Annotated in this window: 18 protein-coding genes; 10 read left to right on the top strand and 8 right to left on the bottom strand. The window is 58.1% G+C overall.

The annotated features are described in order from the left end of the window. Positions 1-56: 56 nt before the first annotated feature. Positions 57-863 carry a sterol desaturase family protein gene (locus tag BMZ40_RS07110; protein ID WP_092373512.1) on the bottom strand — a complete coding sequence of 269 codons (807 nt, stop codon included), beginning with the start codon at positions 861-863 and terminating at the stop codon, positions 57-59. 14 nt (positions 864-877) lie between these two features. Next, on the bottom strand, positions 878-1,054 hold the full coding sequence (locus BMZ40_RS19540; RefSeq protein WP_177193057.1) for a hypothetical protein: 177 nt from the start codon (positions 1,052-1,054) through the stop codon (positions 878-880). Between the two features lie 805 nt (positions 1,055-1,859). On the opposite strand from BMZ40_RS19540, the gene yedE reads away from it, so the two are divergent. From yedE to BMZ40_RS07085, 5 genes are all read left to right on the top strand, one after another. Beyond that, positions 1,860-2,948: a YedE family putative selenium transporter gene (gene yedE / locus BMZ40_RS07105; RefSeq protein WP_092373510.1), complete on the top strand. Its 1,089-nt coding sequence runs from the start codon at positions 1,860-1,862 to the stop codon at positions 2,946-2,948. Positions 2,949-2,961: 13 nt separating this feature from the next. Next, positions 2,962-3,180 (top strand): sulfurtransferase TusA family protein, encoded by a 219-nt coding sequence (locus BMZ40_RS07100; protein WP_092373508.1) that lies wholly within the window; start codon positions 2,962-2,964, stop codon positions 3,178-3,180. Beyond that, entirely contained in the window at positions 3,177-3,725 is a 549-nt protein-coding gene (locus BMZ40_RS07095) for a putative Se/S carrier protein (RefSeq protein WP_092373506.1), read from the top strand. Before BMZ40_RS07100 ends, BMZ40_RS07095 begins: the two co-directional genes overlap by 4 nt. Positions 3,726-3,793: 68 nt before the next feature. Beyond that, positions 3,794-4,588 carry an NAD(P)H-hydrate dehydratase gene (locus BMZ40_RS07090; protein WP_342707884.1) on the top strand — a complete coding sequence of 265 codons (795 nt, stop codon included), beginning with the start codon at positions 3,794-3,796 and terminating at the stop codon, positions 4,586-4,588. A gap of 88 nt (positions 4,589-4,676) precedes the next feature. Beyond that, positions 4,677-5,903 (top strand): glycosyltransferase family 4 protein, encoded by a 1,227-nt coding sequence (locus BMZ40_RS07085; protein ID WP_092373502.1) that lies wholly within the window; start codon positions 4,677-4,679, stop codon positions 5,901-5,903. A 3-nt stretch (positions 5,904-5,906) separates the two neighbouring features. Here BMZ40_RS07085 and BMZ40_RS07080 read toward each other — a convergent pair whose 3' ends face one another. Further along, positions 5,907-6,698 (bottom strand): protein phosphatase 2C domain-containing protein, encoded by a 792-nt coding sequence (locus BMZ40_RS07080; protein WP_092373756.1) that lies wholly within the window; start codon positions 6,696-6,698, stop codon positions 5,907-5,909. A 336-nt stretch (positions 6,699-7,034) separates the two neighbouring features. Between BMZ40_RS07080 and BMZ40_RS07075 the strand changes: the two genes are divergently transcribed. The 4 genes from BMZ40_RS07075 to BMZ40_RS07060 all read left to right on the top strand — a co-directional run bounded on the left by BMZ40_RS07075 (position 7,035) and on the right by BMZ40_RS07060 (position 11,020). Beyond that, positions 7,035-8,204: a double-cubane-cluster-containing anaerobic reductase gene (locus BMZ40_RS07075; RefSeq protein ID WP_218143748.1), complete on the top strand. Its 1,170-nt coding sequence runs from the start codon at positions 7,035-7,037 to the stop codon at positions 8,202-8,204. A gap of 25 nt (positions 8,205-8,229) precedes the next feature. Next, entirely contained in the window at positions 8,230-9,354 is a 1,125-nt protein-coding gene (locus BMZ40_RS07070; RefSeq protein WP_245751055.1) for an ABC transporter substrate-binding protein, read from the top strand. Between the two features lie 133 nt (positions 9,355-9,487). Beyond that, positions 9,488-10,243, top strand: coding sequence for an ABC transporter permease (locus tag BMZ40_RS07065; protein ID WP_245751054.1), 756 nt, complete (start codon positions 9,488-9,490; stop codon positions 10,241-10,243). A 3-nt stretch (positions 10,244-10,246) separates the two neighbouring features. Further along, positions 10,247-11,020 (top strand): ABC transporter ATP-binding protein, encoded by a 774-nt coding sequence (locus BMZ40_RS07060; RefSeq protein WP_092373500.1) that lies wholly within the window; start codon positions 10,247-10,249, stop codon positions 11,018-11,020. Between the two features lie 68 nt (positions 11,021-11,088). Here the strand turns inward: BMZ40_RS07060 and BMZ40_RS07055 are convergent, their stop codons facing one another. Both BMZ40_RS07055 and BMZ40_RS07050 read right to left on the bottom strand, forming a co-directional pair. Further along, positions 11,089-11,865 (bottom strand): acyl-CoA dehydratase activase, encoded by a 777-nt coding sequence (locus BMZ40_RS07055; protein ID WP_092373498.1) that lies wholly within the window; start codon positions 11,863-11,865, stop codon positions 11,089-11,091. Next, complete coding sequence (locus BMZ40_RS07050) at positions 11,862-13,139, bottom strand: double-cubane-cluster-containing anaerobic reductase (protein ID WP_092373495.1); 1,278 nt, start codon at positions 13,137-13,139, stop codon at positions 11,862-11,864. The genes BMZ40_RS07055 and BMZ40_RS07050 overlap by 4 nt, the downstream gene beginning before the upstream one ends. Positions 13,140-13,529: 390 nt before the next feature. Between BMZ40_RS07050 and BMZ40_RS07045 the strand changes: the two genes are divergently transcribed. Then, on the top strand, positions 13,530-14,180 hold the full coding sequence (locus tag BMZ40_RS07045) for a peroxiredoxin (RefSeq protein WP_092373493.1): 651 nt from the start codon (positions 13,530-13,532) through the stop codon (positions 14,178-14,180). Positions 14,181-14,263: 83 nt separating this feature from the next. Here the strand turns inward: BMZ40_RS07045 and BMZ40_RS07040 are convergent, their stop codons facing one another. The 3 genes from BMZ40_RS07040 to BMZ40_RS07025 are packed head-to-tail and all read right to left on the bottom strand — an operon-like array spanning position 14,264 to position 17,665. Beyond that, positions 14,264-15,031: a phosphate ABC transporter ATP-binding protein gene (locus tag BMZ40_RS07040; RefSeq protein WP_092373491.1), complete on the bottom strand. Its 768-nt coding sequence runs from the start codon at positions 15,029-15,031 to the stop codon at positions 14,264-14,266. Further along, the gene (locus BMZ40_RS19890) at positions 15,019-16,830 is read right to left on the bottom strand and encodes a phosphate ABC transporter permease (protein ID WP_245751053.1); all 1,812 of its coding nucleotides are present in this window, start codon (positions 16,828-16,830) and stop codon (positions 15,019-15,021) included. The genes BMZ40_RS07040 and BMZ40_RS19890 overlap by 13 nt, the downstream gene beginning before the upstream one ends. 4 nt (positions 16,831-16,834) lie before the next feature. After that, on the bottom strand, positions 16,835-17,665 hold the full coding sequence (locus tag BMZ40_RS07025; protein ID WP_092373489.1) for a phosphate ABC transporter substrate-binding protein: 831 nt from the start codon (positions 17,663-17,665) through the stop codon (positions 16,835-16,837). Positions 17,666-17,781 lie beyond the last annotated feature (116 nt).

Here is a 17,781-nt window from a genome sequence, read left to right as displayed (position 1 = left end):
TTGGTCCAAGTCTCGAAAAAGGTTTTCAGCGGCCGGCCGCAGGTCGGAAGGCGTGCTTATTTCTTGCGTCCTGAACTGGGATTCGTAAAAGGCATGGCCAGCATCTGAAACAAGGATCGGTATTTGGAATCACGAAAAATATTCAGGCCCAGCGGCATGTTCTCGTGGCCCCCGGCGGGCTGGTCCTGGTAGGTCGAGAAAATCCGGTCCCACCAGGGAAAGCTGAAGCCGAAGTTTCTGTTCATTTCCCTGCCGTCGATGGAGTGGTGGATGCGGTGCATGTCCGGCGTGACCAGCGCGAGGCGCAGGATACGGTCCAGGGGGAGAGGCAGGAAGAAGTTGGCGTGGTTGAACATCGCTGCGCTGTTGAGGATGATCTCGAAGGCCAGAACGGCCAGGGGAGGCGGTGCAAACAGTGCCACCAGGGCGAGTTTGAAGGCCATGGAGATGAGGATTTCCAAGGGGTGGAAGCGAACCCCGGTGGAGAAATCGAAAAAGGTGTCCGCATGGTGCATGCGGTGCAGCCTCCACAGGGGCCGCCAGGCATGGAAGGCGCGGTGCTGGCCGTACATGGCCAGGTCCAGGATGAGGATGCCCAGAACGATTTCCGCGGCCAGGGGCATACCGAGTGCGGGAAAGATTCCCAGGTCCTGATCCCGGAGCGTGGCGGCCAGAGCCATGGGCACAACGGGGAAAACGAGGCGTGCGAGCAGCGTGGACACGGCCACCACGCCGAGATTCCCCACCCAGCGACCCTTGCGGTCCGGATCGGGCCGTCTGCGAGGCCGGGCGATTTCAAGGGCGGCCATGAGCATGGCCGTCAGTATGAAGGCCCCGAGTCTGAGTATGTTTTCTCCGTCCATGGTGTTTTCAGGTGTTACGCCTGTTTTTCCTGCTTGTCAGGGCCTCGTGCGCCTAGCAGGCGGCTCACGAAACCTTTGCGTAGCAGTTCGGGTAGGCCGAGGCGCTGGCCGTTGACGACTTCGAATTTTTCTTGCGCGATGTTCGAGTCTTCGACCACAATATCGTCATTGAACATTCCAAGCGTGGCCAAGTGAAATTCAAGTTCGAAGGTACGTATCGGTCTGACATTAGGTCATTGCTGCTTTTGTGAGCAGTTTTACTCGATGCTCAATGACTCATCGCTGATCTCCGTCCTGGCCCGCAGCGCGATGATCTGTATCAGATAATTGTCATGCACGTTCATCAAGAGTTTTTTTGAAATCTATCTGAATGTTGCGACAATATATTTTGTGCATATAAATTGCTTCATACTTCTTTTAAACAGGCTTGATTATAGTTTGTAAAATTGATTAAAAATTAATGCATTTTTACAAAGCTGTTAGTTTTATTTTATTTTTGACTTCAATCCTATCTGCTACATCATATCGCTTTATCATGCTTTAAATCACGTAATTCCTCATACATGTGTCGTTCTTTTTCTGGTTGATGAAAAAGTTTCGTCTATTTCAGACTGTTTTCGTATGATATTATTCATCGATGCCTTGAAAAGATTAGTCAATACATATGTAAGCTATGGATTGATAAAGGCTATTGGACATAAATACATTTATAATAATAGGTTCTGCAATGGATCATTGCTCATGCATGGAGACATTGTGGAACTTTGCTTTTTTTGTCCGGTGATACGCGATGTTTTTCGAACAGATCGGTGGGAGATGTCGGGTTGCGAGACTGTAAGCCTTGACCATGAGGGAAACAAGCGTTTGCAAGGGACGGTCACAGTGGCGTGTCCGCTGTGCGGGGAAGAACACGTCTACTCGCCCGACGAGTTGCCGTGCCCGCTGGTTGTTGGCGTTGGAGAGCCGAAGGAACTGTAACCTCAAAGGGGGAGAGTGATGGCACGTGGAGTGAAGAATGTCTTTGCCACGACTGCGGGGATTGTGGCCGTAGGTGCTGTGATCGGGGTAGTCGCCGCATTTTTGCAGAAGTCCGGCAATCCTGCGAACATGGCCATTTGCGTGGCCTGTTTCGGACGCGACATTGCTGGCGCCATAGGTCTGCACCGAGCCGCCGTGGTGCAGTACATGCGCCCCGAGATTATCGGCTTCGTGCTTGGGTCTTTCGTGGCGGCCCTGGCTTTCAAGGAATTCAAGCCTAATGGGGGGTCGGCTCCGCTGGCGCGTTTTATCTTGGGCATGATCGCCATGATCGGAGCGCTGGTTTTCCTGGGATGCCCGTGGCGGGTGATACTTCGACTGGCCGGAGGCGACGGTAATGCCTTGTTCGGGCTCTTGGGCCTTGTTACCGGTGTCTGGATAGGTACGATTTTCTTCAAGAATGGCTTTAATTTGGGGCGAGCCCAGTCCCAGTCCATCGGCACGGGGCTGCTCATGCCTCTGCTCATGCTAGGCCTTCTGGCTTTGCGGCTGCTTTTTCCGCCAGTGGCCGGAGAAGCCCAGAGCGGCGTGCTCTGGTACTCCCTCAAAGGTCCCGGAGCGGCCTACGCACCTCTTTTCCTTTCACTTGGCGCGGGCCTGGGTATCGGTTTTCTGGCACAACGCAGCCGGTTTTGCACCATGGGCGCCATTCGCGACGTTCTGCTTTTCAGGCAGTGGTATCTCATGTTCGGTTTTCTTTCGCTTTTGATCACCGCTTTGATCGCCAACGTCATTCTTGGCCAATTCAATCCCGGGTTTGAAGGCCAGCCGGTGGCGCACACCATGTGGTTCTGGAATTTCGCGGGGATGCTTGTGGCCGGTCTGGCATTTGCCTTGGCGGGTGGATGTCCCGGCAGGCAGCTTTTCATGTCCGGCGAAGGCAATAGCGACGCGGGGATATTCGTATTGGGATCTCTGGCAGGCGCAGGAATCGCCCACAATTTCGGGCTGGCCAGTTCGCCCAATGGTATCGGCCCTTACGGAGTCGAGGCGGTCGTTATCTGCCTGATCGTACTGATGTTCATCGGGTTCACAAATCGAAAATAGGGGGGGAGTGGAGATGAAACAGGTAGTTGACGCCAAAGGTTTGTCGTGCCCCCAGCCGGTGCTCATGGCCATGCAGGCCATGCGCGCAAACGGTTCCGGGGAAATCGAGGTGGTCGTGGATAACGAGGCCAGCCGGGAAAATGTTTCTCGTGCCGCGCAGAGTCAGGGTTGGAGCGTGGCCGAGGTTGAGCTTGATGGAGGGGAATTCAGATTGTCCCTGACGAAGTCATGAACTGGCTGCGGGGGCTTCTGTCCCGCAAGGCCCCCCCGGTTCGCGGCCTCTCTGAAAAAGGGATGCTTCTCTATCCGAGCACGGGCGAGGTTATCCGGGCCGAGGAGGCATTGCGCCAGTCGGGTCTGGAGGTCGCGGTCAAGGGGCCGCCTCCGGATTTGCGTCAGGGTTGCGACATGGTCGTCGAGTTTTCCCTGGTGCAGGAAATGCGGGTACGGGAGGTGCTGGCAGAGCGGAATCTTCAGCCCTTGCGGGTAGCCGTCGCCCAGGATCACCTGCTTGAACCCGTGTCCCTGTTCCAGACCAAGGAATTGGGGTCGTACCTGATGGTCCGGGCCGCCAACATGAAGATCACCGTGGACCGCCGGGACCGACGTATCGTCAACGTGTCCGGCGGTGGGTGCCCGGACGTGCCATATCTGGCCGACATGCTGGTGGGACAGACCCTCGATGCGGCGCCCGAGCCCCGCTCTTTGGGGCAAACTCTGTGCGGCTATGCTCTGCAATTGGCTTTTGATGAGGCGCGACGTCAATGTCGTGGTTAATTGTAGGCACTGTCCCAAGGGCTGATTTCAGATTGGCATGGGGACCCTACACTGTTCAGGAGCGGGCCATGGAGGTGCTTGGCGCTAACGTCAGCGTGGCCAGGGGAACTCCGGCTCTTATGGCAACGGCCTTTGTTGCGGCCCGCGCGCTTGGCATCGACCCGCCCGAAGCACTGATCATCGGAGATACCGGTTCGGGGGAGGGCAGCCGCGCCCTTTATAAGCATCTGGTGGAAAATCTCGAGCGGATTCGGCATGCCGGAGTGACCTTTCACTATCTCATGCCTGATGTCGTCTGGCACAACAAAATTCTGTGGGGTCTGGAGGAGCTCGCCGAGCGTCCTCTGTTGGTGGCTGACGCGGGGTTCATGTACGCGGCCAAAATGAGCGGCTATGCCGATCATTACGACCTGTTCACACCGGATGCCGGGGAGATGGCCTTTCTGGCCGATGAGGTCGCCCCCCATCCCTTCTACACGAGGGGATTTCTGCTTCAGGAGGAATCGATGATTCCGGAACTGATTGATGCGGCTTTTGCCAGCGCGAACGCGGCTCGTCATCTCCTGGTCAAGGGACAAACAGACTATGTGGTTGACGGCGGACGTATCGTGTCGCGGTTGAGTGAGCCCGATACTCCGGCCATGGAGCCCATCGGCGGCACAGGCGACACCTTGACCGGTCTGGTTACGGCGCTGCTGGCCTCCGGAATGGACATGACCAAGGCGTGCCGGACGGCAGCACTGGCCAACCGGTATTTAGGTGTTCTGGCCAATCCCACCCCCGCCTTCGGCGTGGCAGAACTGCTCCCTTTCCTGCCCGAGGCACTGGATCTTGCCATGCGCGATGCGGAGACGAGTTTGTGATCTTTGACAGGTAGGGAGACGCTGGAAAACCAGCTCGTCATCGCTCTGTGCATGGATATTCGTAGCGTATCCTGCTATAAGGCAGGGCATGCGAATTCTTCATATTCTCAGCCAGATGCCCGACTATACGGGCAGCGGCAAATACGTCCAGGAGATGATCCGGCAAGGCCGAATCAACGGGCATGAGCCATTTCTTATCGCGGGCGTTTCCGCCGACTTTGAACTGCCCGAATCGCTGATACGACACGAATTTTGCCGCCTGGTCCGTTTCGAGGGCCAGGACATAGGTTTTCCGATCATGGGCATGAGCGATGTCATGCCCTACCCAAGCACGGTCTGTTCCGCCCTGACCAAGTTGCAGATCATCGAGTACAGGATGGCCTTCGCCAGGGTCATCGGTTCCGCCATTGCCGATTTCGCGCCCGACGTCATCCACTCCAACCATCTGTGGCTGGCCTCGGCCGTGGCCCGCGAGGTCGCGCCCCAGGTGCCGCTGGTGACCACCTGTCACGGTTCGTGTCTGCGCCAGCATCGCCTGTGTCCGGAGCTGGGCGATTCGCTCAAGGGGGCTTTGCGCGGCATCGACCGGATCATCGCCCTCTTCGGGCAGCAGAAGACGGACATCGTCGAATTGCTGGGCATCGATCCCGACAGGGTGGACGTCATAAGCGGTGGATACAACGAGTTGTGCTTTTATGCCGAGGAAGATGAGTCGGATGCGGACGCCGTTCAGTTTCTCTACGCGGGCAAGCTCGACTCATCCAAGGGCGTGCCATGGCTGCTGAGAAGCCTGAAAAGTGTTGAGGCTCCCTGGCACCTCCATCTTGTGGGCGCAGGCAGCGGGCCGGAAAAGGACTTGTGTCTGGAACTGGCCGCCAGCCATGGTCAGCGGGTCACGGTTCATGGCGTCCTCTCCCATGAGGCGTTGGGTGGCCTGATGCGTCGCTGTGCCGTCTTTGTGCTCCCGTCTTTTTTCGAGGGACTTCCTCTGGTTCTGCTGGAGGCCATGGCGTGCGGCTGCCGCATTGTCACCACGGATCTGCCGGGGGCCAAAGAGCTTTTCGCGGTGCCCCACCCGAGCATGGTGCGCATGGTGGAACTGCCGGATCTTGAGACCGTGGACAGGCCGTACAGGGCCGATGAGCCGCTGCTTGAACAACGGCTGGCCGAGGCGTTGCGGGCGAGCATGGCCGATGTGATGAACAAGGTGGAGCCGGATCAGGACTATATCCGGAAAATCACGGGGTCATACACTTGGGAAGGCATCTTCGCCAGGGTCGAAGCCGTGTACAGGCAGGCTCTGGAAGACAGGTGATTGCTAGAAATGTATCGCGATGGCGGCGATGTCGTCGTGTTTCTTGAAGCGCGGATAACGCTCGATGTCGGGATCGGCCGCCTCCTGACCTCGCACGTGATCGCGAAGACCTTCCAGGCCCAATTCGGCGGCCATGCTCACAAGGCATGAAAAATCCTTGTACTTTTTCGGCGCAGGGCACGGAACATCAAGCCCATCGGTGAACAGCAGCACGGTTTTAATGTTGCAGGCCGGTTCCGTGCCTGTGCGGAAGAACCTTTCCGCCTCCCTCTCCCCGTTGAGCACACCGTAATCACGGTTCATGCCCTGGCGTATCTTCTCGACCAGCCTCTGCACCTCGGGATGGGAGCGGCCCCGCTCACTGATCATGCTCAAGGTCGGATAATCGTGGTCCTCGCGTCTGGCCGCGACCTTGTATCCGCCGTCCCTGTCGATGAAAACCACCTGTGAATCCCCGGTCTGAAACCATTCGATTTCGCCGTCCCCAAGCCTGACCACCGCAGCGCTGGTGCTCCACAATCCGCAGCGACGGGACAGGTCGATCTGAGAGCGCTCCATCCGGGCCCGGATCGAGTCATTGGCTTCGGCTCCCAATCTGACGAGAGGGTGGTGGTTGCGCAGGAAAACCTGCCCCGCAATGGAGGACGCCATGCAGCCTCCGCTTTTGCCCTCTTCGAAGCAGGCATCGGTAAGGCTGGTAGCGCCGTCGAAGACGCCGAAGATGTTGTGATCCATGATCAGATAGTCTTCGTTCTGGGCTCCGGAACCCTGCTCAAGAATTTGCTCGACTTTCATACCCATCAGCAAGCTTTGATCGTTTTCAAATCCGCCTGTCAAAATGAAAAAATCTATGTCTTTCGCGATCTGGAATCGAAATTTCCGATCGGTGATTGGATTTTCTCCATACGCGCCTGTGTATTTTTCAATGACCGCTCGAACGGGCCATGAGGCCCCGGTTCGAAATGACGCCGGTTTTTGTTCATATATTTGCGAAATCAATACATCTTCCGGACATATATTCTCAGATCAAATTGGACGGATCGCCAATTAGCGGCTAGAGCCTGTATTTGAATTTTCTTTGCATATGCTTGTAACTAATAGCATTTTTTAGCCAATACTACAGGAGATAGTGTGACACGAAAACTGAAAGCCTCCGGCTCGGTCGCATCGGCATTGCAGTTCTTCGAAAAATTCAGCGAACACTGTCTGGCGGCCCTTGAAGCGGCGCGGGAAGATGGCAGGCCCATTGCCGGGGTCTACTGTATCTACGCGCCCCTTGAGATCATCCGGGCCGCCGGGTGCGTGCCCATCGGGCTTTGCGGCAAGCGCCAGGCTCCCATCCAGGCGGCCGAGGCGGTGCTACCGGCCAGTCTCTGTCCTCTCATCAAGTCCAGCTATGGCTACGCCAAAACCGACACCTGTCCATTCTTCTCCGCGGCCGACTTCATCATCGCGGAAACCACCTGCGACGGAAAAAAGAAGATGTACGAGTTCCTGGGCAGGATTAAACCCATGCACCTCATGCATCTGCCCTATGATCAGTCCCTGGGGAGCGCTCTTCGATTCTGGAACGCCGAAACGGAGCGGCTGGGAGAATATCTGACGGCCCACGGCGGCGTGCCCATCACCGCCGGGCGTTTGCGGGAAGAGGTCGAGATCGGGAACGCCGTCCGCGCCCTGATGTGGGAGATCGTGCGCATCAATGCTGACGGTCCGCCTCTGCTGACCGGCATGCAGCTTCTGCCGGTGCTGGAAAGCAAGAGCTTCATGGTCGAGGCCGCGCCGTATCTTGCCGCCCTGCGCGAGCTGCGGGACGAACTTCTGAAGCTGCGAAAAAGCGCCACCGGGACGACTTCCGATCGTCGGTTCAGAATCCTCCTGACCGGCACCCCGGTCGGCAAGGGGTCTCACAAGGTCCTGCAACTGATCGAGGAAAGCGGGGCGGTGGTTGTCTGCCTGGACAATTGCAGCGGGATGAAGGGGCTGGACAGCCCGGTGCAAATCGAACGGGATCTTTTCGGGAACGTGGGCAGACGATACCTTGAGATTCCCTGCGCGTGCATGACCCCCAATCCCGGTCGGTTGCGGACAGTCGAAGCCTTATGCCGCGATTTCGACATCCACGGCATCATCGATCTGACCTGGCAGGGGTGTCACGGATTCAATGTCGAATCCCAGGTCGTCCGAGAAAGGGCCGAAGGGCTGGAAGTGCCGTTTCTGCAAATCGAAACAGGCTATTCCGAATCCGACGCCGAGCAAATCCGGACCCGCATCGAAGCGTTTCTGGAAGGAATTCAATAACCAACAGTAATGAGAGGAGAGGTTCATGACACGCATGTCTTTGTCGGTGTTGCGGTTCAAACGCATTTTTGGCCTGTTCCTGGTCCTGGCGGCAATCCTGTCCGCGGGGCCGTCCATGGCCGAAGAAAAGCTTCCCGTTCTGAACGTGGGCTACATCTTCACCACGCACCATAGCCCCTTCATCGTGGCCATGGCACAAAACGAGGAATTCAAGGAGTTCGGGGTCCACCTGCGTCCCGTGGTGGACAAGCTGAAGTATGAGCTCATGGACGGCGACAAGCCCCTGGCTCTTTTCAACATCATCGTGAACAAGAGCGGCTCCGAAACGACAACCATGTTTGCCCAGGGGAACATGGACATCGCCCTTGCCTCGGGTACGGCCATCATGGCCGGGATAGACCAGGGCACGCCCATGAAGATGCTCTGCCCGACGCATGTCGACGGGATGGGGCTCGTGTTTCCGCCCCAGAGTACGCTCAAGGGCTGGGATCAGGTCGCTGAATACATCCGCGCTTCCGAGCAACCCGTGAAGATCGGCTACCATTCTCCCACCAGCGCTCCGCGCATCATCATTGAAGGCGCCTTGCAGAAGGCCGGTCTCAAGGTCACTCAGGACGCAACCGCGCAGGACGCCGATGTCCTGCTGGTCGATTTGAAATCCACCTCCAATTTCATTCCCGCGCTGACCAGCGGCCAGGTCGATGCCTGGGTCGGACCCGCGCCGCACCCCGAGGTCTCGGAGCTCAAGAAGGTCGGCCACATCGCCCTTGATCTGCGCGACCTTCCTCCGGCCGGAGCCTGGCACAATTTCCCCTGCTGCGTCATGGCGGCCCGGGATGCGGTCATCGCCGAACATCCCGAGGTTCTGCGCAAGACGGTCGAGCTTTTGACCAAATCCGGTCACTGGTGCAACGAGCACAAGCCCGAGGAAGGTGGGATTCTCGCCGGCTGGACGGGTTCCCCGGCTGAAGCGGTGCAGAAATCCACCATCATCTACACGACCGAGCCCTCGGAAAACTGGATGCTCGGCCAGGGCACCTATCTTGATATCCTGAACTCGATGAACAAGTTCCGAGGCGAACTCAAAGGCAAGAGCCTCGCTGAAGTCAAAGACAAGCTCTTTGATTTCAGCTTCCTGAGCAAAAACTAACATCGGCTGCCGACTCCCGTCGCACGGGAATCGGCGGCTGCCCCGGAATTTGACAATGCACAGCTCTTTTCATCGCGTTCTTTCGCTTGCAACTGTTCTCGCCTTTCTTGCCCTCTGGTCGTGGGCTGCACTCATGATCGGAAACAAGGTCATCCTGCCCACGGTGGGAGAAGTCGCCGAGTTGCTTTTTCATCCGAACGAAGACCTGCTGAGCATGGGCTCCCTGATCACCAATATAGTGGTCAGCCTGTTCCGGGTGCTGCTCGGCTATATCGTGGCCGTTCTGGTCGCGATTCCGCTCGGTATCGCCATGGGATACTACGTCTCGGTGCACACCATGTTCGGAGATTTCCTGAATCTTTTTCGTCCCATTCCGCCTCTGGCCTGGGTGCCCCTGGTCATGGCCTGGTTCGGAATCGCGAGCTTCGCCGATCTCTTCGGGGTGGATCGGGGGCCGTGGTTTGTTTATCTCAACAATTTCAAGTATTCGATGATATTCATCATCTTCATCGGAGCCTTCTACCCGGTGCTGACCAGCAGCATCCACGGCGTGCGCAACGTCAACCGCGTTTTCATCGACACCGCCCGCGTGCTCGGTGCCGGAGAGTTTGATATTTTTCGCAAGATTCTGCTCCCGGCGGCCCTGCCGTCCATGGTCAACGGCATGCGTATCGGTCTTGGCGTGGCATGGATGTGTCTGGTTTCGGCCGAGATGCTCCCGGGGAGCATCTCGGGAGTCGGGTATCTGATCACCCATGCCTACACCATGGCATCGACGGATATCGTCGTCGCCGGGATGTTCAGCATCGGCCTGACCGGGGCGCTCATGGACTGGCTGTTCCGTCGGATCGAACGCCGGTGCTTTTCGTGGCAGCGGCTCGCGAGGTAATTGATGAACCATATCGTACATATCGACGAAGTAAGTAAATCCTTCGTCACTGAACGCGGCCTGGCTGTCGCCGCGCTGGAAAAGGCCAGCCTCGGGATTGGCCGGGGTGAGTTCGTGTGCATTGTCGGGCCGTCGGGATGCGGCAAATCCACATTGCTGCGGATCATTTCAGGCTTGGAGCGGGCCGACGGCGGACAGACCACCTACAACGATCGTCCCCTTGATCGTCCGCACCGGGACGTGGGCATGGTTTTTCAGGAATATTCGGTTTTGCCCTGGCGCACCGTGCGCGACAATGTCTGCCTGGGACTTGAATTCTTGGAGGAAAAAAAGGCGGCGCGGATCGAGCTTGCCATGCATTATCTCGGCCTGGTCGGCATGACCCGATTTGCCGAGGCTTTTCCGTACGAACTGTCCGGGGGCATGCGGCAGAGGGTGGCCATTGCGCGGGCCCTGGCCACGGACCCGCAGGTCCTGCTCATGGACGAACCCTTTGGCGCCCTTGATGCCCATACGCGCATCCTTATGCAAAAAGAGCTGCTCCGCATCTGGCGGGAGACGAGAAAGACCGTGATTCTGGTCACTCACAGCGTTGACGAGGCCGTGTATCTGGCCGACCGCATCGTGGTCATGACTTCCCGGCCGGGCAGGATTCGCGAAGTGATCGATGTCGGGCTTGGACATCCACGGGACCGGAGCAATCCTGAATACGCCCGTCTGACGGCACGAATACTTGATATGCTGGAAGAGGAAGTGGTCGCGGCGGGAGAATTCTGAAGCGCAAGACAATCGGGGCCGTTATCCGGCCCCGACTGTTCGTGCATTCGTGGTTTGTGTTCCCTTTCTCAGCTTGCCCCAAGGCTTTCGGCCCACAGCGCAGCGCCCAGGGCTCCTGTCATGTCCGGTTCCTCCGGGATGAACAGGGTTTCGCCGATGACGGCACCCGTCTGCTCGGAGAGCAACTGGCGCATGCACGGGTTGTGGGCTACGCCGCCGACAAAGATCAGCGGCAGGACGAGGCCCACGCGGCTGAGCATGTTCGCCGTGCGCCGGGCGATGGAGAGGTGCAGGCCGAGCGCGATGTTCTCGGGGCGCACGCCCTGGGCCATGAGAGATGTGGCCTCGGTCTCGGCGAAGACCGTGCACATGGAGTTGATGATGGGCGGTTTGTCGCCGCCAAGGGCGTATGCCCCGAAATCCCGGACCGGGATCTGGAAGATCTGGGCCGTGTACTCCAGGAATTTCCCCGTGCCAGCCGCGCAACGATCGTTCATTTCGAACTTTCCGACCCGGCCGCTGGGCAAGAGGGACAGGGCCTTGGTGTCCTGTCCGCCGATGTCGAGCACGGTCCGGCCCGCCGGGAAAAGATGGTGCGCGCCAAGACCGTGGGCCTTTATTTCGGTGATGGTTTCCACGGGGAAGCCAAGATCCAGGTCCTGCACCAGTTTTCGCCCGTACCCCGTGGCCACCGCCAGTCCGGCATCCAGGCCATCAAGGAGCGCCAGAAGCTGCGCCACCGGGTTGAAGGTGGTGGGAGCCTGCCGCTTTTCCACCACCTTGCCCTGATCCATGGCCACCACTTCAATGGAGCGGGAGCCGATGTCGATGCCCAGAACCGTCATTTGACGGTTTCCAGAAAGGCTTCGACGCGGGTCTTGAGCTGCTCGATGTCTTCCATGGAGTAGTCCGTCTCCAGAGACATGCTTGGGACGCCGCCGGCGGTGAGCCGCTTTTCCACCTTGATGCCTTCGTGGGCGTACGGCTGGCAGAACATGAGGGCGTACTGGATGACGCCGTCAACCTTGAGGTCCTTGGCCATGGTCTCGACGTTGTCCAGGCGTTCGGCGTTGGGCGTGAAGCAGGCACAGTCGATCTTCATGTAACGCTCACACAGCGCGTCGATCATTTCTTCGAGGGTCTGGGCGGACTCGTCCGTCAGATCGCGGGTGTTGCGGGTGCCGATGCACGATTCCTCGCCGACGATGACGGCCCCGGAACTCTCGATGACGTAGGGCAGCTTCCAGTTGGGCACGGCCATGGGACAGCCCGAGAGCATGACCCGGGGAGCGTCTTTGGGTGCCACGCCTTCGCCGGCCGTAATCCGTTCTTCAAGCTGGTCGCACAGGGTGTTGATGGATGCGGTGAAGCGGATCGGATCATCGTAGAAGCTGACCTGGTTGATGAGCAGCACATCCCGGCCGGAGATGGGCGCGGGCACGGCGGCGCGCAGCCTGTTCAGACGCTGCAGGGCGCGGCGGCGGGCGTTGACTGTTTTGATGGCCTCGGCGAGCTTTTCGGTGGTGACTTTTCTGCCGGTCAGTTCCTCGAGCCTGGCCATGTAGCGCAGGACTTCGGCCTTCCACAGGGCGCGGGCCGACTCCGTCTTGGTCTGGGGCACCTCCATGACGTACATGGGCGCGTGTTCGGCGAAGGCCTCATAGGCCTTCTTCTTGCCGTCGCAGGTGGTCTCACCGACGATGAGGTCGCAGGATTCTGTGTAGGGACACAGCCTGGCCAGCTTGAACCCGATGAAGGATTTGATCAGCGCGCAGGTGTTGCGTGGCACCAGGGTTTCGGCCGCTTCCTTGCCCGCGTCGGCTCCGGCACACAGGCCTACCTGCACGGCATCCACGGCCAGGGCCAGTTCCTCTGGGACGAAGACGCAGAACGTGCCGATGATCTTGCGTCCCTGGGCCTTGGCGTCCTGCAATTCCTTGATGCGCAGGCCGTGCACTTCCGACAGCACGAAGTCGAGATATTCCATCCCTTTGAGACGACCCTGCTGGCTCATGTAGATGTCGCCGTAAAATTTTCCGAGCACACCCAGAAGTCCGTCATGGGCCGCGATATCCAGATTCAGATTTTCCCACATTTCACGATAAGCTTCCTGCGTCATCATTACCTCCGGAGAATAATTTTTTCTTATGTGCTGGAAAGGCGAGGTGGATGCAAATCGGGATAGTGGATGGATTCCTCGACCAATGATCGAAAATATTGATGCGAATTGTTTTTTCGCGGCAATATTTGAACGGTACGCAGAATTGTTTGCACCCTGTCACCTTCGACAATCTCTTTTGAAATTCGCTGGTCATGTATCCATCATTCTGATTCAAGATGTCTTGGAGAATTTTCAAAATCAATTTGTTTGTTTTGATAATGAGAATGTATAGCTCTAACTATTATTGTCAGGTAAACCCGTTGAGACAGTTGTTTCAGTCCTTGCAGACAAGACCGTCGTCTTGAGGACGCATTGCTTTCAACAGACGGTATAAAAGGAGACATGGCGATGGAAGAATCAAAATCAGGCCTGCCGTTGTTGGGTGATCCGTTTCCTGAATTGAGGGTTCAAACAACGCATGGCCCAATGAAACTGCCCGAGGACCTGAAAGGCAAATGGTTTGTGTTTTTCAGTCATCCCGCTGATTTCACACCTGTTTGCACGACTGAGTTTGTTGCCTTTCAGAAGAGGTTCGAGGAATTTGAAGCTCTTGACTGCAAGCTTGTCGGGATGTCGGTCGATCAAGTCTTTTCCCACATCAAATGGGTCCAGTGGATTAAATCCGAATTGAACGTGGAGATTAAATTTCCAATTGTAGCGGCCAATGACGTCGTGGCCATGAAGCTCGGCATGCTGCATCCCGGCAAGGGTAGCAATACTGTACGGGCCGTATTTATTGTTGATCCGGAAGGAAAGGTCCGCTTGATCATGTACTATCCGCAAGAAATAGGGCGGAACATGGATGAGATTGTCCGCGTCGTGAAAGCTCTGCAAATATCTGACAAGCAGGGCGCGATAGCAGCTGGATGGCCACATAATGAACTCATCGGCGATCGCGTTATCATACCTCCTGCCACTAATGAAAAAGACGCGGCTAAACGACTCAAGGAAAATGAATGCTATGACTGGTGGTTTTGCCACAAGGCATTGGAGAAATAGTTTTCATTTTTTCGATGACAACTTTGCATGCATGAAGAATGACGCTTGTCGAATGTGTGACAGGCGTCATTTTTTTTGTGGAATCAGTACATGGCTTCCAGTTCCGCCAGAATTGTTCCGCTTTCCCCCTTGATCGCCTGGGGCAGGAGATGGCGGTACGTTTGGCCCTCGCGCAGCACGATGATGTCGTCGGCCAGTCGCAGCGCGAAATCCAGGCTGTGCGAGACCACGACCAGGGTGTAGCGTCCCTTCAAGGTTTCAAGCAGCTCCTCGATGCCCTTGGCGGCCTTGTGGTCCAGGGATGAGGTCGGTTCGTCCAGAAGCAGGACACTGGGCTTCATGGCCAGGGTGCGGGCCAGGCACAGCCGTTGCTGCTGCCCGCCTGAGAGGGTGCGGGCATCGGTGTCCAGGCGGTCGCGCACTTCGTCCCAGAGTTGTGCCTCCTTGAGCGCCTGACTGGCCGCGTCCATGGCGTCCGCGCGGTTGACTCCGTGTACGGTGGCCAGCGGCATGACGATATTGTTCCTGATGCTCATGGGCAGGACGTTGGGGTGCTGGAAGACCATGCCGACCAATCGACGCAGTTCGGGCAGGGGAATTTCACCCGAGTAGGGGCGCACGACTCCGTGGTCGCGGTGGAGCTGGACCTCTCCGGTGGTGGTGCAGCCGGGGAAACAGTCGTTCAGGCGGTTGAAGACGCGCAAAAGGGTCGTCTTGCCCGCCCCGGAGCGGCCCATGACAAATGTGGCCCGGTTTTTCATGATCTCAAGATCCAGGGCGGACAGGATCTGCTTGCCGTTCAGGGCCACGCCTACGTCGCGCAAAGTGAAGAGGGGCGTCAGTTTTTCCATTCATTCTCCATGCCCGCCCGCAGTATTCGCGCGCCTCCATAAAGGAGCACGGTCAGGACAAGCAAGGTCAGGGCCGCGCCGAAACCTTTGTGCAGATCATCCGCGCTTTGGTATTGGGCAGCTAGGTAGTAGATGGTGAAGGGCAGGGCCTCGAATTTGTCCAGCAGCCCGCGCGGCAGCCCGCCTTGAGCCACGACTCCGGTCAGCAGGATGACGGCGGTGTCCTCGGCGGCGCGGCCCATGGACAGCACAATTCCGCCCAGCATTCCCCGGCTCGCGGCCGGAAGAAGGATGCGCCGCAGGCTCTGCAGGCTGGTCATGCCGAGACTCGGGCCCAGCAGACGAAGTTCCTCCGGCAGCGTCTCCAGCGCTTGAGCCGTGGCATTGATCATGTACGGCAGAATGAGCAGGGCCAGGCAGAACGCGGAGAGCAGAAGGCTTGTGTTGGCCTCGGGCGCTACGGTGTGGCGCAGAAATATGATCAGCGAGAAGCCGAACAGGCCCATCACGATGGACGGCACTCCGGCCAGGGTGTTGGCCGAGAATCTGAGCGCGCGGGCGAGCCTGCCGTGCAGATATTGTGACAGGGCAATGCCTGCGCCGATTCCGGCAGGGATGGCCATGAGCGAGGCCAGGGCGACCAGCGCCACCGTCCCTGCGCAGGCGGCGAAGATGCCGTCCCAGACAGGTGCACGTCCCAGGATTGCGGCCATGATCGGTGCGTCGCCGAAGAAAAGCCGCGCATTGAAGACGGGCAGGCTTTGTCTAAGCAAAAAGGCGACCAGACCGCCGATGGCAATGAGCATCAGGGCCGAGGCCGTTCCCGACCAGACGTGAATCAGCATCCGGCAAAGCCGGTGCCCGGCCAGGAAGGACAGGAGGTCCAGCCACTTCCCGCCCAGCGGCTTGGTGGACGCGTCATGTCTACGAATCATGAACTGCACCGCAAGGCTCATGCCGAAGAGCAGCAGGCCGCAGGCAAAAAGGGAATGAAACGCGGGCGAGCTGTTGTCCGTGGCCACGACCAGGGCGATGTGCGCGGTCAGGGTGCGGATGGAATCGAAAAAGGAGGTCGGCAACTGCGGTGCGTTTCCGGCCAGCATGAGCGGAATGAGGGTGTCGCTCAAGGCCCTGCAATAACCCATGATGGCCGCGGTGCGCAGGCCCGTGGCCGAGCCCGGCAGGACAACCAGGAGCAGGGCCTGGAGCGGAGAAAAGCCAAGGCTCGCGCTGGTCAGGCGGGTCCGCTTTTCCGTCTCGCGCATGGTTTGGTAAAGAAAGAGGACGATGGTCGGCAGGATAAGCAGGGCCAGGGTCAGGCATGCCGCCAGCAGGGATGGCCCGCTCCTGCTTGTCAGGGCGCCGCTCAGGATGGGCACGAGCAGAAAGACCGCGACAAAACCGTACACTACGGTGGGGATGGCGGTCATGAAGGTGATCACCGCGATGACCGCCCGGCGCAGGGGGCGTGGGCCTGGTCCGCAGGCAAAGACGCAGATGCCCAGGCCGAGCGGGTAGGCCACGGTAAAGGCTGATATGCTCAAGGCCAGGGAGCCGGCGATCATGGGCAGGATGCCATAGTGCCCCTGGTAGGGGCGCCAGGTCAGGGACAGGATTTGTCCCCACTGTCCTTCCAGAAAGAGGGGCAGGGCCAGTACCAGCAGGAAGACGAAGATGGCTGCCAGTGTCCCAAGAGAGATGAATCCAGCCCCGCAGGAAAGAATCCTGACCACCCGGTCGAAAAAAAGCTGCCGGCAAAACCGCGAGGAATTTTGCCGGCAGGTTCGTATTTGCTGCATGTCTCTACTGGAGCGGGATGTAGCCGGCCTTGGCGATGATGTCCGTGCACTCGGAGCTGGTCACATAGTCGATGAACAGTTTGACCAATCCCTGGGGCTGGCCCTTGGTGTTCATGTAGAGTTTGCGGGCCACCTTGTAGGTGCCGGATTTGGCGTTGTCCTGCGAGGGTTCGATTCCCTCCAGCGTGGGCGCCTTGACCGAGGCATCCACGAAACCGATGCTCATGTAGCCGATTGCGCCGGCATCCTGCGACACGGCCACCTTCATGGCGCCGTTGGAGGCCACTATGTTGGCGCTGTCGGCGATGGCTCCTTTCTTGAGCATCTTGCCCCAGAAAACTTCTCGCGTGCCGCTGGCCTCGTCGCGGGAATAGAGCGTAATGGCCGCGTCGGCTCCGCCGACTTCCTTCCAGTTGGATATCTTGCCGGCAAAAATGTCTTGTACTTGAGCCGCGCTCAAGTCCGCCACTGCGTTGGCGGGATTGACGACCACAGTCACTCCGTCCACGGCAAACGCGAAGGAAACAAGGCCATACTTGGCAATTTCGTCTTCGGACAGGGCGCGGCCGGTGTTGCCGATATCGACCAGTCCTTCGCCAGCCTTCTGGACTCCTACACCGGTCCCTCCGCCTTCGATATTTATGCGGATGCCGGGGTTGGCCGTCATGATCCGCTTGGCGGCCTCGGTCATGACCGGAATGTGAGCCGTGCCGCCGGCAATGTCGATCTTGCCGGACTGGCCGGCGAAGCTGTCGAGCAATCCGGCGTGGGCAAAGCCGCTGGTCAGGAAAACACCTACAATCAGTGAGATGACAAAATGCGTCCAAGCTTTCATTTCAGGCCTCCAAGAATAATATGTTGGCACTTGCACTATGCCAGCAAAGCGGGGAAAACAAATTGATAGCATCTATGCGTGAGCCTTATTTCCATTGAAAAAACGGATGGTTGAAA

The organism is Desulfomicrobium apsheronum (assembly GCF_900114115.1).
Lineage (GTDB): Bacteria > Desulfobacterota > Desulfovibrionia > Desulfovibrionales > Desulfomicrobiaceae > Desulfomicrobium > Desulfomicrobium apsheronum.
This window is presented reverse-complemented; position numbering and strand designations above follow the sequence as displayed.

What these genes read in the sequence shown, in the direction of transcription:
- BMZ40_RS07070 (WP_245751055.1), top strand. Translation starts at nt 8,230, where the DNA reads ATGACACGCATGTCTTTGTCGGTGTTGCGGTTCAAACGCATTTTTGGC.
- BMZ40_RS07050 (WP_092373495.1), bottom strand. Translation starts at nt 13,139, where the DNA reads ATGACGCAGGAAGCTTATCGTGAAATGTGGGAAAATCTGAATCTGGAT.
- BMZ40_RS07055 (WP_092373498.1), bottom strand. Translation starts at nt 11,865, where the DNA reads ATGACGGTTCTGGGCATCGACATCGGCTCCCGCTCCATTGAAGTGGTG.
- BMZ40_RS07080 (WP_092373756.1), bottom strand. Translation starts at nt 6,698, where the DNA reads ATGAAAGTCGAGCAAATTCTTGAGCAGGGTTCCGGAGCCCAGAACGAA.
- BMZ40_RS07065 (WP_245751054.1), top strand. Translation starts at nt 9,488, where the DNA reads ATGATCGGAAACAAGGTCATCCTGCCCACGGTGGGAGAAGTCGCCGAG.
- BMZ40_RS07100 (WP_092373508.1), top strand. Translation starts at nt 2,962, where the DNA reads ATGAAACAGGTAGTTGACGCCAAAGGTTTGTCGTGCCCCCAGCCGGTG.
- BMZ40_RS07110 (WP_092373512.1), bottom strand. Translation starts at nt 863, where the DNA reads ATGGACGGAGAAAACATACTCAGACTCGGGGCCTTCATACTGACGGCC.
- yedE (WP_092373510.1), top strand. Translation starts at nt 1,860, where the DNA reads ATGGCACGTGGAGTGAAGAATGTCTTTGCCACGACTGCGGGGATTGTG.
- BMZ40_RS07090 (WP_342707884.1), top strand. Translation starts at nt 3,794, where the DNA reads ATGGAGGTGCTTGGCGCTAACGTCAGCGTGGCCAGGGGAACTCCGGCT.
- BMZ40_RS07045 (WP_092373493.1), top strand. Translation starts at nt 13,530, where the DNA reads ATGGAAGAATCAAAATCAGGCCTGCCGTTGTTGGGTGATCCGTTTCCT.
- BMZ40_RS07085 (WP_092373502.1), top strand. Translation starts at nt 4,677, where the DNA reads ATGCGAATTCTTCATATTCTCAGCCAGATGCCCGACTATACGGGCAGC.
- BMZ40_RS19890 (WP_245751053.1), bottom strand. Translation starts at nt 16,830, where the DNA reads ATGCAGCAAATACGAACCTGCCGGCAAAATTCCTCGCGGTTTTGCCGG.
- BMZ40_RS07040 (WP_092373491.1), bottom strand. Translation starts at nt 15,031, where the DNA reads ATGGAAAAACTGACGCCCCTCTTCACTTTGCGCGACGTAGGCGTGGCC.
- BMZ40_RS07095 (WP_092373506.1), top strand. Translation starts at nt 3,177, where the DNA reads ATGAACTGGCTGCGGGGGCTTCTGTCCCGCAAGGCCCCCCCGGTTCGC.
- BMZ40_RS07060 (WP_092373500.1), top strand. Translation starts at nt 10,247, where the DNA reads ATGAACCATATCGTACATATCGACGAAGTAAGTAAATCCTTCGTCACT.
- BMZ40_RS07025 (WP_092373489.1), bottom strand. Translation starts at nt 17,665, where the DNA reads ATGAAAGCTTGGACGCATTTTGTCATCTCACTGATTGTAGGTGTTTTC.